Annotated in this window: 12 protein-coding genes; 1 reads left to right on the top strand and 11 read right to left on the bottom strand. The window is 70.6% G+C overall.

Features of this window, described 5'->3' with window-relative positions; genetic code table 11:
- Nucleotides 1–58 precede the first annotated feature (58 nt).
- The 9 genes from ACWFRJ_RS28075 to ACWFRJ_RS28035 form a co-directional block, all read right to left on the bottom strand.
- On the bottom strand, nucleotides 59–829 hold the full coding sequence (locus ACWFRJ_RS28075) for a hypothetical protein (RefSeq protein ID WP_453536574.1): 771 nt from the start codon (nucleotides 827–829) through the stop codon (nucleotides 59–61).
- A 10-nt stretch (nucleotides 830–839) separates the two neighbouring features.
- Nucleotides 840–1,235: a hypothetical protein gene (locus tag ACWFRJ_RS28070; RefSeq protein WP_453536571.1), complete on the bottom strand. Its 396-nt coding sequence runs from the start codon at nucleotides 1,233–1,235 to the stop codon at nucleotides 840–842.
- A complete protein-coding gene (locus ACWFRJ_RS28065) occupies nucleotides 1,232–3,070 on the bottom strand; it encodes a hypothetical protein (protein WP_453536568.1) in 1,839 nt (612 codons plus the stop codon). Before ACWFRJ_RS28065 ends, ACWFRJ_RS28070 begins: the two co-directional genes overlap by 4 nt.
- Nucleotides 3,071–3,271: 201 nt before the next feature.
- On the bottom strand, nucleotides 3,272–4,261 hold the full coding sequence (locus ACWFRJ_RS28060; protein WP_453536565.1) for a malate dehydrogenase: 990 nt from the start codon (nucleotides 4,259–4,261) through the stop codon (nucleotides 3,272–3,274).
- Between the two features lie 407 nt (nucleotides 4,262–4,668).
- Nucleotides 4,669–5,829, bottom strand: a complete 1,161-nt coding sequence (locus tag ACWFRJ_RS28055) for an XRE family transcriptional regulator (RefSeq protein WP_453536562.1) — start codon at nucleotides 5,827–5,829, stop codon at nucleotides 4,669–4,671.
- Nucleotides 5,830–6,320: 491 nt separating this feature from the next.
- Entirely contained in the window at nucleotides 6,321–7,022 is a 702-nt protein-coding gene (locus ACWFRJ_RS28050; protein WP_453536559.1) for a response regulator, read from the bottom strand.
- A 1-nt stretch (nucleotide 7,023) separates the two neighbouring features.
- Complete coding sequence (locus ACWFRJ_RS28045; protein WP_453536557.1) at nucleotides 7,024–8,178, bottom strand: sensor histidine kinase; 1,155 nt, start codon at nucleotides 8,176–8,178, stop codon at nucleotides 7,024–7,026.
- A gap of 250 nt (nucleotides 8,179–8,428) precedes the next feature.
- Entirely contained in the window at nucleotides 8,429–8,974 is a 546-nt protein-coding gene (locus ACWFRJ_RS28040) for a DUF3017 domain-containing protein (protein WP_453536555.1), read from the bottom strand.
- Nucleotides 8,975–8,993: 19 nt separating this feature from the next.
- Nucleotides 8,994–9,860: a bifunctional methylenetetrahydrofolate dehydrogenase/methenyltetrahydrofolate cyclohydrolase gene (locus tag ACWFRJ_RS28035; RefSeq protein ID WP_453536552.1), complete on the bottom strand. Its 867-nt coding sequence runs from the start codon at nucleotides 9,858–9,860 to the stop codon at nucleotides 8,994–8,996.
- A gap of 278 nt (nucleotides 9,861–10,138) precedes the next feature.
- Between ACWFRJ_RS28035 and ACWFRJ_RS28030 the strand changes: the two genes are divergently transcribed.
- Nucleotides 10,139–10,765, top strand: a complete 627-nt coding sequence (locus ACWFRJ_RS28030) for a hypothetical protein (RefSeq protein WP_453536549.1) — start codon at nucleotides 10,139–10,141, stop codon at nucleotides 10,763–10,765.
- Nucleotides 10,766–10,845: 80 nt separating this feature from the next.
- Here the strand turns inward: ACWFRJ_RS28030 and purH are convergent, their stop codons facing one another.
- Both purH and purN read right to left on the bottom strand, forming a co-directional pair.
- Entirely contained in the window at nucleotides 10,846–12,438 is a 1,593-nt protein-coding gene (purH, locus tag ACWFRJ_RS28025) for a bifunctional phosphoribosylaminoimidazolecarboxamide formyltransferase/IMP cyclohydrolase (protein ID WP_453536546.1), read from the bottom strand.
- Nucleotides 12,435–13,064 carry a phosphoribosylglycinamide formyltransferase gene (purN, locus tag ACWFRJ_RS28020; protein WP_453536543.1) on the bottom strand — a complete coding sequence of 210 codons (630 nt, stop codon included), beginning with the start codon at nucleotides 13,062–13,064 and terminating at the stop codon, nucleotides 12,435–12,437. Before purN ends, purH begins: the two co-directional genes overlap by 4 nt.
- Between the last annotated feature and the right edge of the window lie 190 nt (nucleotides 13,065–13,254).

The following is a 13,254-nucleotide window of genomic DNA, read 5'->3' as shown; positions in this document are numbered from 1 at the left end:
GTATAAGAAGTACTACATCAGTGAGCATGTGCGCAACGGGCAGCTGGTCAGAGCCAGTTCAGTCGGAGCCAGGCGCGGGGCAGGTCTCGTCCGGCGGGCAGAACCACGCCAGGGCGGTCGACATGAACTTCCCCTCGTCGTCCCTGCCGTCCGCGTCGGAGCCGTACACCGCGAGGGCGTAGAGCTTGCCGTCCACCGCCTCGAAGCGATGGTCGATGACATGCCACCCGACGATGTCCGGCTCGCCCTTGAACCGGTCGGCCACGTAGTCGAGCTGGGCGGCGGGGCGGCCGTCGTCGTCCATGCGCTCCAGCGGGGCGAGTTGGTCGAAGCCGCCGGGCATCGGCGTCTCGTCGAGCCAGGTCCGCAGCGATTTGTAGGGGGTGGCCTCCCCCACTCTGTACACCTGGAGCCGCCTGTCCCCCTTCGGGCTGCGGTAGTTGACGACGTTGTAGCCCGCGACCGGGGTCACCACTTCACGGACCCAGCCCCGGGGGACGGCGAGGCGGTAGCCCTCCTCGTCGTTCACCTCCTCGTACGGGGCGGGCGGTACGCCCGCGGGCGAGGGCGCCGCCGTGTCGCCACCCTGCGCGTCCGCGGTAGCGCCGCGCGCGGGCCGGTCGAGCACCGTGAGGTACCCCGTCGGCCGCGGCTCGTCCTTCCAGCCGAGCGCCCAGGCGCCGAAGACGAGGCCGCACACCGCGAGGAGCGTCACGGCGCCGCGCTGCGCCTTGCCCTGGCGCACCGCGTCCCGGTCGTGCAGCTCGGCGATCCGCCGCTCCTGCTCATGGCCGACCCACTCCTGGCGGTCGTCGTCGAAGATCAGCACCGCTCGTCACTCAGCCCGTGATCTGGGCGATCGCCTGGAGTACGGCCGTCACGGACGCGGCTGTCGCGGCGGCAGCGCCGTACTGCTCGAGGCGCGTACGGAGCCTGCCGAGCAGGCCGCTGCCACCGTGGCCCGCGCGGCTGATCTCCCCCTCCACCTCGCCGAGTTCGGCGTCGAGTGCCTCGTCCTCGGCCGTGCGCCCGGTCGCCCGGCTCAGCTCGCCGCGCAGCGCCCGGACCTGCGCGAGCAGATGCTGCTGCTTCGGATCGGACACCACCACCGTGTGGTTGGTGGACTCGGCCTTGCCGTGCGCGCCGAAGGCCTGCGAGCCGCCGGTGATCGAACCGATCTGGACGTGCGCACCGCCGCCGTCCCCTCCGCCGCCGTTGTCCCCGTCGCCGCTCATGCCGTGCTCCTCTCGGTGTGCGTGGCCTGGCCTTGGGAGCCGGTGGCGAGTGCGCCGCCGGACATCTCCGAGATGTAGACCCCGCTGTTGTTGATCTGCGTGATGTTCTGTTCGAGGCGGTCCGTGCGGAAGCCGCCGGCCCGCAGCGCGTCACGGACGCCCTCGCCGATGCGGTCCTGGAGGGTGCGGGTGTAGCGGGCGACGTCCATCTCCTGGAAGAGCGAGAGGTCGTCGGTGCTCGCCAGTTGGCGCAGCGAGACCAGCGGGGCGTCCGGCGGCGCCTGCGCGGGGCGGTCGATCCCGAGCCGGGCGCACAGGGAGCGCAGGAGCTGCGCGGCGGGCGGCGCGGGGACCTTCACGCCTTCGGACGTGGCTTCGGGCTGGACGAGCCACAGCCGGAACGAGGGAATGAGGGAGGGCAGTGCGCGCAGGGCCGCGATGCCGATCGCCACGCCGACCGCGGGGCCGTCGACGCAGGCGCGCAGGGCGTCGTGGACCGGTCCCTCCGGCTCGCGGGCCACGATCGTGTCGACCTCGCGGAACTCGGGGACGATCGGCCCGAGCACGTGCGGCACCACTTCGAGGACGAGCATGCCGCCCTGGGTGTGCACCCTGACCAGGAGCGAGACGACGACCTGTTCGTTCCAGGCGCCGACCCTGATCCGCAGGAAGTGGCGGCGCGCCTCGCCGCCCTCGCCCGCCGCCCGTTCCAGATGCCGGGCGGCCTGCCCGGCGTCGTAGGGCCCCGCGGTCTCGTACCCCTGTCCGGTGTAGAGCTGCTCGTCGCGGCCCGCGCCCGCCGGAAGGTAGACGAACTCCTCGATCTCCAGGTCACGAAGCCGGTCCACGCTGGTGGCGGCGGCGGACCGGCGCAGGTCCTTCAGGCGTGGCTCGATCATCTTGATGACCTCGCGCGCGGCCAGCGTCTCGTACACGCGCTGGGACGGCACCACGCCGATCCCGCCGTCCTTCTCCTTCTCGGCGCGCCGCAGTTCGAGCACGACCGACCACGGCTTGCGGGGCTTTCCGGCGCCCACGAAGGGACGGTTGGCGTCGTAGAGGGTCACCGGTGCGTTCTGCTCGCGGTGGATGCACTCGACGATGCGTGAGAACCGCAGGGGGATGCCGGGCTGTTCGGTCTCGGCGAAGGCCTGCCGGGCGAGGTACGTGCGCAGGATCCGCTTGCTCAGGAACTGATGGCGCCAGACGACGGCCCCGATGAGCAGCGGGAAGATCACCGGGTAGGGGGTTTCCTTGATCACGGCGAGCGCGGAGAACCCGTACGCGGCGGCGCACCACCACACGAGTACGGTCACCAGCCAGCCGATCCTGCGCCACAGCCAGGCCAGCGGCGCCGGAAGATCCATCCGCCGCAGCGTCCCGCCGTCCGTGCCCCGGCCCGAGACGACCCTGCCCAGCCACAGGAGCAGGGCCACAGCGGCGTACGCGATCGCCCAGCCGCCCGGCAGGAGGGCGCCGAACGTGCCGCCAGGGCCCGAGTCGACGACGCCGTGCGGGTCGAGAGCGAGCAGCGCCAGATCCACGCCGGATACGCCCGAATCGCCGCCCCTGGCGTCTTCGAGGGCGTCCCACACCATCACCGCGTCGGCGACGAGGAACCCGATCCACACGGCTGCCAGGAGCAGCGCGGTGAACAGTTCCTCGCGCCGGGCGCGCAGGGCGTGCGCGAGCACCGGGAGCACATCGGCACCTAGCGGCGGCGCCACGGGGCGCTCCGCGTGACCGACGAGTTCTGAGACGACCTTCCTGCGAAACACCGCGTCCAGGTGGACGCCGGCGCACAGCAGTCTGGTGGCCTCGGTATTACCTGCCATGGCCAACTCCGTCAGGATAAAGCGGAATTGGAGCGTAACTGAGCGTGTACACCCTGACCACAGAAAGCTGATTTTGCCCCTCGGACAAGCGAATGAACGCACCTCGCCCCCGGCAGCCGATCGAGTGGCTGCCGGGGGCGAGAGGGCGTGCTTAAGGGGCGTACCAAGGGGTCGCGCCAGGGGTCGTACTTAAGGGTCGTACTAGATGAGACCGAGGCCGCGGACCGCCTCGCGCTCCTCGGTGAGCTCCTGCACGGACGCGTCGATGCGCGTGCGCGAGAAGTCGTTGATCTCCAGGCCCTGGACGATCTCGTACGTGCCGTTGTTGGTGGTGACGGGGAAGGAGGAGATGAGGCCCTCCGGAACGCCGTACGAGCCGTCCGACGGGATACCCATGGAGGTCCAGTCACCGGCGCCCGTGCCGTTCACCCACGTGTGGACGTGGTCGATGGCGGCGTTGGCGGCGGAGGCGGCCGAGGACGCGCCACGGGCCTCGATGATCGCCGCGCCGCGCTTGGCGACGGTCGGGATGAAGCTGTCGGCGAGCCAGGACTGGTCGCTCACGACGTCCGCGGCGTTCTTGCCCGCGATCTCCGCGTGGAAGATGTCGGGGTACTGGGTGGCCGAGTGGTTGCCCCAGATGGTGAGGCGCTTGATGTCGGAGACCGGGGCGCCGGTCTTCTTCGACAGCTGCGAGAGCGCGCGGTTGTGGTCCAGGCGGGTCATCGCGGTGAAGCGCTCGGCCGGTACGTCCGGGGCTGCGGCCTGCGCGATGAGCGCGTTGGTGTTGGCCGGGTTGCCCACGACGAGGACCTTGATGTCGTCCGCGGCGTTGTCGTTGATCGCCTTGCCCTGCGGCTTGAAGATGCCGCCGTTGGCGGAGAGCAGGTCGCCGCGCTCCATGCCCTTGGTGCGGGGGCGGGCGCCGACGAGGAGGGCGACGTTCGTGCCGGAGAAGGCGACGTTCGGGTCGTCGCTGATCTCGATCGAGTTCAGCAGCGGGAAGGCACAGTCGTCGAGCTCCATTGCGGTGCCCTCGGCGGCCTTCAGGGCCGGCGTGATCTCGAGCAGTCGCAGATTGACCGGCACGTCCGCGCCGAGCAGGTGGCCGGACGCGATGCGGAAGAGCAGCGCGTAGCCGATCTGGCCGGCCGCGCCGGTGACGGTGACATTCACGGGAGTGCGGGTCATGGCGATCTCCGTAAGACAGCTGGCGGTGGGGGTCCCTGCCCCTTGTGCTGGATCCCCTGCCGACGCCCTCGTCGATCGCCTCTCGATGATCGATCTCTTGGCATCAAGAGAGATCCGCCGTCAGGCTATCGCGCCCCGCCGACCCCCGAACCCCGGGAGGGTGTGGCCCACCCCACAGACGTCATCCGGCCACCCCACAGAGATCGTCCGGGCGCCCTGTCCGGGCCCCATAAAAATTCAACGAAAAAGACAGGCATGTCTTCCGGACGCGAGGGCACACGGAGCAGTACCCCCACGGGAGTGGTCACACCCCCGGGCGGCCACCACGCTCCCCCCCCTGTGGTGGCCGCCACCTCCCGGGGTGCGGCCGCCCCGGCTCCTGATGTGACTTCTGATGCGGGCGGCGCCTACTTCGTGCAGCCGGTCTGACCGGCCTTGAGCGTCGCGCAGGCCTTCGCCGAGACACCGTCCTTGACGGCCACCATCGGCGTGTACGCGTCGAAGTCCGCGTTCACGGTCCCGTTCTCCTTGGCGGCGCCCTCACCGGAAATGGTGACCTTGTCGCCCGGCGCCGCCTGCGTGATGCGCGCCCAGGCCGCCCCGCACGTCTTGCTGTAGCGGACCTCGATGAGCGCCTTGCCCACCGTCGCGCGTGTCGTCGTGCTCGCCAACTCGCCGCCGCAGCCCATGGTCTCCGGGTCCTTGCCCGTGCAGCTCTTGCCGGTGCACTCGACGCCCGCGGGCAGGTCCTTGTCGCTCGTGGTCGGCGTCGCCGACGGCTTGGCGCTCTCGTTGCTCTTGTCGTCCTTGCCGAAGTCCGTCAGGAAGACGGCGACCGCTATGACGACGAGCGCGCCGACGACACCCGCGAGGAACATCGTCAGCTTCCTGCGCCGCCGCTGCCGGTCGGGAGAGTCCCCGCCGTTGCCCGGCCCGTGCGGGCCGGGCTGCGCCGTGACGGCTCCCAGGTCGCCCGCGCCCCCGCCCATGCCCACGCCCGCAGGTCCGTACGACGGCGTCTGCGGCGGGACCGTGGGCGAGACGCCCGCGGGGCCCGCGACTCCGGTGACGCTCCCGCCGGTACGGCCGGGGCGGCCGGGACGGTCTGGACGGTCTGGACGGTCGGCGGAATCGACACCGGTACCGGCACCGGGGCCCGCGTTCGAACCCGCGCCCGCGCCGTTGCGCGCCGCGCCGCTGCTCCCCTTGCCGCCCGGCGGATTCGGCCCCAGCTCTCCGAGCGCGGCCCGCGCCTGGGAGATCCGGATGGCCTGCATGGTCATGTCGTGCCGTGCCTCGGAGCGGCTCCACGCGCGCTCGGCGAGTTCCCACATGGTGATGAGGTGAACGGGGTTGGTTCCCGTCACCTCTGCAAGCGCGACGATCGCACCCTTGGGGGCGAGCAGCCGCCCGTTCAGATAGCGCTCCCACGACGTCTTGCTGTACCCGGTGCGGTCCGACACCGCGGCGATGCTCAGACCACTCCGGTCGACGAGCCTGCGCAGCTGACTGGCGAACTCCCTGACCTGCGGGTCGAGCTCATCCGGTAGCGCCTTCCAACGAGGCATTACTCCCCCTATTCCCCCCGTACGTGCCTACTTGCCCCCCGCGCGTGGTTCCCCCCGCTCTGCCCATGAGGCAGCCCCCGCTGCTCCTGTCATGGACTACCCAGAGGGATGCCGGAAGTCAGGATGTCAGTTCCCGGACCGGGGGCGCACGGGAGCATTCGGGCCACTGGCGTGCACAGTCGCACTCCTTGTAGTCCAACGTCCAGTGTCCCACCGCCGTCCCGGCCCACGATGCGGAACCCCGGGTAGCGAACCCAGGCGTCCGGACGGCCGTCTGTTGCGGGCCGGGAACACCGTGGCGGAATGGTCACCTCCGTGCCACAGGGGCAAGGCAGCCCTTGTATGGAATTAGTAAGGGCACGACGCTGGATCTCGTTGGAACGGCGGCCTCCCCGCCAACCGGCGGCGCTCGTCCTCCCACGGGGGAGAGGACGGGCGCCGTCTTCTTTTCCGCTCGTCGGGACTTTTCCGCTCCTTGAGACCCGCCGTGTTCAGCGACCGCCGCCGCCCGGCGTGACGAGGCCCGTCTCGTACGCCACCACCACCGCCTGCGCCCTGCTGCCCAGGTCGAGTTTGGTCATCGTGCGGTTGAGGTGGGTCTTGACGGTGGCCTCGCTGATGTACAGGTGATCGGCGATGTCCGCGTTGGACAGGCCCGTGGCGATCAGCTTCAGGACCTCGACCTCGCGCAGGGTCAACGCCCGTAGGTCGGGCGGCGGTTTGGCCGGTCCACCGCCCACGGACCCCCTGCCGCGCCCGGCCCCGGGCTGCCGGGCGAAGGCCTCGACGAGGCGGCAGGTGACACTGGGCGCGAAGAGCGCGTCGCCGCCACCGACGGCGGCCACCGCGGCGAGCAGGCGCTCGGGCCCGGAGTCCTTGAGCAGGAAGCCCGACGCTCCGGCCCGCAGCGCCCCGTACACGTACTCGTCGAGATCGAACGTGGTCAGGACCAGGACGCGCGGCGCCGGTTCGGGCGCGTCGGCGAGGATCTTCTCGGTGGCCACGATGCCGCTCATGCCGGGCATGCGGATGTCCATCAGGATCACGTCGGGCCGGGTCGTCGCGGCGAGCGCGACGGCTTCCGCCCCGTCACCCGCCTCACCGACGACCTCGATGCCGGGCGCGGCACGCAGCAGCCCCACAAGGCCGGCCCGGATGAGGAACTGGTCGTCGACCACGAGCACCCTGGTCATGTTAAGTCGCGTCGTCCCCCTGCGATGTGGCCCGCGCGGAGGTCGGCAGGGTCAGGCGCACGGCGAACCCTCCCTCGCTCAGCGGACCGATGCTGATCGTCCCGCCGTAGAGCTTGGCCCGCTCCCGCATCCCAATCAACCCATGGCCGCTCCCTGTGGCCACTCTGTCCGGAACCGCCCCCTCGCCGTCGTTGGTGACCGAGACCGTCACATGGTGCGGCTGATACCGCAGTTCGACCGCCGTGCCGGCCCCCGGCGCATGCTTCAGTACGTTGGTCAGGGCCTCCTGGACCACGCGGTACGCGCAGAGTTCGACCCCGGGCGCGAGCTGCCGAGGCGTCCCCTCGACGCGCAGGCCCACGTCCACTCCCCCGGCCCGCACCCGCTCGACCATCTCGCCGAGCCGCGCGAGCCCCGGCATCGGGGCGTCGGGCGCGCCGTCGCCCTCCTCCTGCGCGCGCAGCACCCGCAGCAGGCGACGCAGTTCCTCAAGGGCCTCTGCGCTGGTGCCTGAGATGGTGGAGAGCGCGGCGTGGGCGGTGGCCGGATCCGAGGTGAAGACGAACTTCGCGAGACCCGCCTGCACGGATATCACCGACATGTGGTGGGCGACCACGTCGTGCAACTCCCGCGCGATGCGCCCGCGTTCCTCGGCCACCTCGCGCCGCGCCCGCTCGTCCTGCTCTCGCTTGAGCTGCCTGGCCAGTTCGGCGGACCGTCCGGCGACGTACCCGAAACGCCAGATCACCAGGGGGAAGCCGATGGCCTGCGCGACCACGGACGTCATCGCCGCCTCATCGCTCACCACGCCCGCGTAGATCCAGACGGCGCTCATCAGGGCGGCGCAGGGGACGGAGACGCGGGCGGGCCGCAGGGCCGTGACGGTGTAGACGGCGAGCATGGGCGCGAAGGTGTTCACGACGGGCCAGTAGCCGAAGGTCACGTACGTGGCCCACGCCACGTACACGAGGAGCAGGACCGCGAGCGGCGCCCTGGACCGGAACACGATCGGCACATTGGCGAGCGCGACCAACGCATAGCCCCGCGCGTCCAGTTGGGGCCATCCCTGCCGTACCGACTCCTGCCCGAGGAGTACGGCGACCGTGGTCAGGGCGACCGCGATCGACGTGTCGGCGACGAGCGGGCGGATCCGCATCGCCGCAGCGTAGCTCCGGCGCGGGCCCCGGAACGTCAAACTACGGCGGTACCGCGGAAGTTGCAGGAATCGCGGGCGTACTCCGCGAGAGGTGCCAAAACCTCAACCCGGCTCTCAACCCGGCGTATGACGACTCCCCCGCCTCCGCCGCCGTACCTTCTTGCACCAGCACCAGCACCACGACGACGGCGGCCCGTCCTCCCCGGGGGAGAGGACGGGCCTCCGGCCACGTCGTACGCGCCGCCCACCGCTAGGTGGTGATCGTCCGGTGCAGGGTCTCGCTCAGGAACGGGATCTGCAGCCACGGGTCCGGCTGCGCCATCAGCGCGAGCAGCACGATGGCGACGCCGAGGACGCCGTACGTGACCATGTCCGTGAAGCGCGAACGCACCGCGAGCATGCCGACGCTGGGCAGCCCCCACCGCATGACTGCGCCGCCGATCAGCGCGACGCCGATCAGTATCGTGCCGACGCGGAACACGTCGAAGGCCGTGAGCAGCAGCCCGAGCCCCACCGTCGAGAGCACGCTGAGCAGCGGCCACTGCCGGGCGGGCGCGGGGGCGTCGCCCGCCGCGGCCCGGCCGCCGCCCTCGGGACGCGCGGTGTCCCGGGTCAGCAGGGGAAAGCGCCGCGTGGTCTTCTTCGGCCCGTCGGGGCCGGGGGCGCTGACGTGGCCCTTGGCCTCGGTGTCCGCCAAGGCCACGGCGTCCTCCCCGGCATCCGAGACACCGGCGTCGGCATCGACGTCGACGTCGGCCCGCGATGCCCCCTGGTCCTGGTCAGGTTCTGCGCTCATGGGCTCACCCTTTCCCGGTTCAGCTCGCGGCGGCGGTCGCGGCGCGCTCGGCGGCCTCGACGACGTTGACGAGCAGCTGCGCGCGCGTCATCGGGCCGACGCCGCCGGGGTTCGGCGAGATCCACCCGGCGACCTCGCGGACGCCCGGGTGCACATCGCCGACGATCTTGCCGGTCTCGTCGCGCGAGACGCCGACGTCCAGGATCGCGGCGCCCGGCTTCACGTCCTCGGGCTTGATCAGGTGCGGTACGCCCGCGGCGGCCACGATGATGTCGGCCTGCTTCAGGTGCGTGGACAGGTCGCGCGTACCGGTGTGGCACTGCGTCACCGTCGCGTTCTCCGAGCGGCGGGTGAGCAGGAGCGGCATCGAGCGGCCGATCGTCACACCGCGTCCGACGACCACGACCTCGGCGCCGTTGATCTCCACGCCGTACTGACGAAGGAGCGTGATGATGCCGAACGGCGTGCAGGGCAGCGGCGCGGGCTCGTTCAGGACGAGGCGGCCGAGGTTCATCGGGTGCAGGCCGTCGGCGTCCTTGGCCGGGTCCATGAGCTCCAGGACGCGGTTCTCGTCGATGCCCTTGGGCAGCGGGAGCTGCACGATGTAACCGGTGCAGGCGGGGTCGTCGTTGAGCTCGCGGACGACGGCCTCGATCTCGTCCTGCGTCGCGGTGGCGGGCAGTTCACGCTGGATGGAGGCGATGCCGACCTGCGCACAGTCGCGGTGCTTCCCGGCGACGTACTTCTGGCTGCCCGGGTCGTCACCGACCAGAACAGTCCCGAGGCCGGGCGTGAGGCCCCTCTCCTTCAGGGCCGCCACGCGGACGGTCAGTTCGGACTTGATCGCGGCTGCGGTGGCCTTGCCATCGAGAATCTGGGCGGTCATGACCCCATCTTCCCGGATGAGGCCCGCCCGGTACCAATCAGGGCGCCGCCGCGGCCCGGCTGTGTCCCAGCTGTGTCCCGAGACCTCACCAGCTCTGTTGCACTTGCACAACGCATACGCCATGCGGCTGGACAAATAAGCATGGCCTAAAGAACGATATGCGACACAGTGCCGCGGGCAGTGTCGGGGGGACGGACCGCATCTGTAGAACTTTCCTCCGTGATGTGCCGCGTCGTCCCCGCATTACCCGACGCATTACCCGACGGAGGAAGACCGCCATGAGTTACGGCGACCCGAACAACCCCTACGGTCCGCCGCAGGGTCAGCCCCCGGCCGCTCCCGGGTACGGCTACCCCCAGGCCCCGCCGCCCGGCGTCCCGCCGCAGCAGGGCTACGGCTATCCGCAGCAGCCGGCCTACCCCGGCTACCCGGGCGGCAACATGATGCAGCATTCGATGCCGGGGCTCCTGGTCACCGCGCGCGTCTTCCTGTTCCTGATCTCGGCTGTGCAGATACTCGGCGCGATCGGATTCCTCTACGGCGCCGCGGTCGCCAACGACGTCTCGGACAGCGCCGATGACCTCGGCTTCACCAGCAGCAGTGACTTCGGCGACGCGGCCACCGGCCTGTTCGTGGTGTTCGCCCTCATCGCCGCGGCGTTCGCCGCCCTGTCGATCACGCTGGGCGTGAAGTTCAGCCGTGGCGCCCAGGGCGTCCGGATCACCACGGTCATCTACGGCGCCCTTGGCGGTGTCGTCGGCCTGATCTACCTCTTCGTGGGCCTGGACACCGGCTTTGCCACCGCGATCATCGGCCCGCTGATCTGGGTTGTCTTCGCCGTCATCATCACGATCGCCCCGGTCGTGCCGAGCGGCACCGCGTGGTTCAACCGCCCCCGCTACTGAGGCGACACGCTGCACACTGCGAAACAACGGTGGCCGCACCCCCGGCGGGGGGTGCGGCCACCGTTTCGTGCGGGACCCGCTCAGTGGAAGAAGTGCCGCGTACCCGTGAAGTACATCGTCACGCCCGCCTTCTTCGCGGCCTCGACGACCAGCTCGTCACGGACCGAACCGCCCGGCTGCACCACGGCCTTGACGCCCGCGGCCGTGAGGATCTCCAGGCCGTCGGGGAACGGGAAGAACGCGTCCGACGCGGCGTACGCGCCGTGCGCGCGCTCCTCGCCCGCCCGCTCGACGGCGAGCTTCGCGGAGTCGACGCGGTTGACCTGGCCCATGCCGACGCCGACCGAGGCGCCGTCCTTGGCGAGCAGGATCGCGTTGGACTTCACCGCGCGCGACGCCTTCCAGGCGAAGGCGAGTTCGGCGAGCTCGCCCGCGTTCAGGGCCTCGCCCGTGGCGAGCGTCCAGTTGGCGGGGTTGTCGCCGTCGGCCTGGAGGCGGTCGGTGACCTGGAGGAGCGCGCCGCCGTCGATCTGCTTGACCTCGACCGTGTTGGACGGGGCCGTGTGGGCGCGCAGGACGCGGATGTTCTTCTTCTTGGTGAGGACTTCGATGGCGCCGTCCTCGTACTCGGGCGCGACGATGACCTCGGTGAAGATGTCGGCGACCTGCTCCGCCATCTCCTTGGAGACCGGGCGGTTGACGGCGATCACGCCGCCGAACGCGGAGAGCGGGTCGCAGGCGTGCGCCTTGCGGTGCGCCTCGGCGACGTTCGCGCCGATCGCGATGCCGCAAGGGTTGGCGTGCTTGATGATCGCGACGCAGGGGTCGTCGTGGTCGTACGCGGCACGGCGCGCGGCGTCCGTGTCCGTGTAGTTGTTGTACGACATCTCCTTGCCGTGCAGCTGCTCGGCCTCGGCGAGGCCTCCGCCCGCGGCGGAGCCGCTAATCGATGCAGTGTCGACGTAGAGGGCGGCGCCCTGGTGCGGGTTCTCGCCGTAGCGCAGGACGTGCTTACGCGTGTACGCGGCGCCAAGAAACTCGGGGAAGTCAGTGCCGTCCGACGCGTAGCCGTCCGCGAACCACGAGGCGACCGCGAGGTCGTACTCGGCGGTGTGGCGGAACGCTTCGGCAGCCAGGCGCTTGCGTGCGGTCAGGTCGAAACCGCCGGTACGGACGGCGGCGATCACGTCGGCGTACCGGGCGGGGCTCGTGATGACCGACACCGAGGGGTGGTTCTTGGCGGCGGCGCGGACCATCGAGGGGCCGCCGATGTCGATCTGCTCCACGCACTCGTCGGGCGTCGCACCCGAGGCCACGGTCGCCTTGAAGGGGTAGAGGTTCACGACGACCAGCTGGAACGGCTCGATGCCGAGGTCGGCGAGCTGGCGCTGGTGGTCCTCAAGGCGCAGGTCGGCGAGGATCCCGGCGTGCACGCGCGGGTGCAGCGTCTTGACCCGGCCGTCCAGGCACTCGGGGAATCCGGTGAGCTCCTCGACCTTGGTGACGGGCACCCCGGTGGCGGCGATCTTCGCGGCGGTCGAACCGGTCGATACGAGCTCGACGCCGGCCTCGTGCAGCCCGCGCGCGAGCTCCTCGAGCCCGGTCTTGTCATAGACACTGATGAGCGCGCGCTTGATGGGGCGCTGCGAGGCGTGCGTACCTTCGGCGGTCACGGGATAAGTACCTTTCGTCCCTCAATGCGGTAGCCGTTACGGGCCAGACGCCCCACGACATCGACGAGCAGCCTTCGCTCGACTTCCTTGATGCGCTCGTGCAGAGCGCTCTCGTCGTCCTCATCCCCGACCGGGACCACGCCCTGGGCGATGACCGGGCCGGTGTCGACGCCGTCGTCGACGAAGTGGACGGTGCATCCCGTGACCTTCGCGCCGTACGCGAGCGCGTCGCGCACACCGTGGGCCCCCGGGAAGCTGGGCAGCAGGGCGGGGTGCGTATTGACGAACCGGCCGCCGAACCGTGCGAGGAATCGCTTCCCCACGATCTTCATGAACCCGGCGGAGACGACCAGATCGGGCTCGTACGAGGCCGTGGCCTCGGCCAGAGCCGCGTCCCACTCGTCACGCGTCGCGTGGTCCTTCACCCGGCAGACGAAGGTGGGAATCCCGGCGCTCTCGGCGCGTTCGAGCCCGACGATGCCGTCACGGTCGGCGCCGACGGCGACGATCTCGGCGCCGTATCCCGCCGCCCCGTCCGTCGCGATCTTGTCGAGCAGAGCCTGCAGATTCGTACCTGATCCGGAGACCAGCACGACGAGGCGCTTGGCCACAGGGCTCTTGGCCACAGCGGGGCCCTTTCTCGGGAGGTGCGTCTTTGTACGGTCGTACGAAAGCTTCATCTCCCGCGATAGGGGAACTCTACGAAGCCGCCGACCGTCAGCAACGATACCGGCACACGGTGCGGCCCCTCACGGGACGGGGGCGCGGCCGGAAGGTAGCGTCTGCACCAAGACGTCACATGACGTCACGCCGTCC

It is taken from the genome of Streptomyces sp. NPDC055239, from assembly GCF_053606205.1.
The sequence above is the reverse complement of the archived record's forward strand: the minus strand, read 5'-3'. Positions and strand labels throughout refer to the sequence as shown.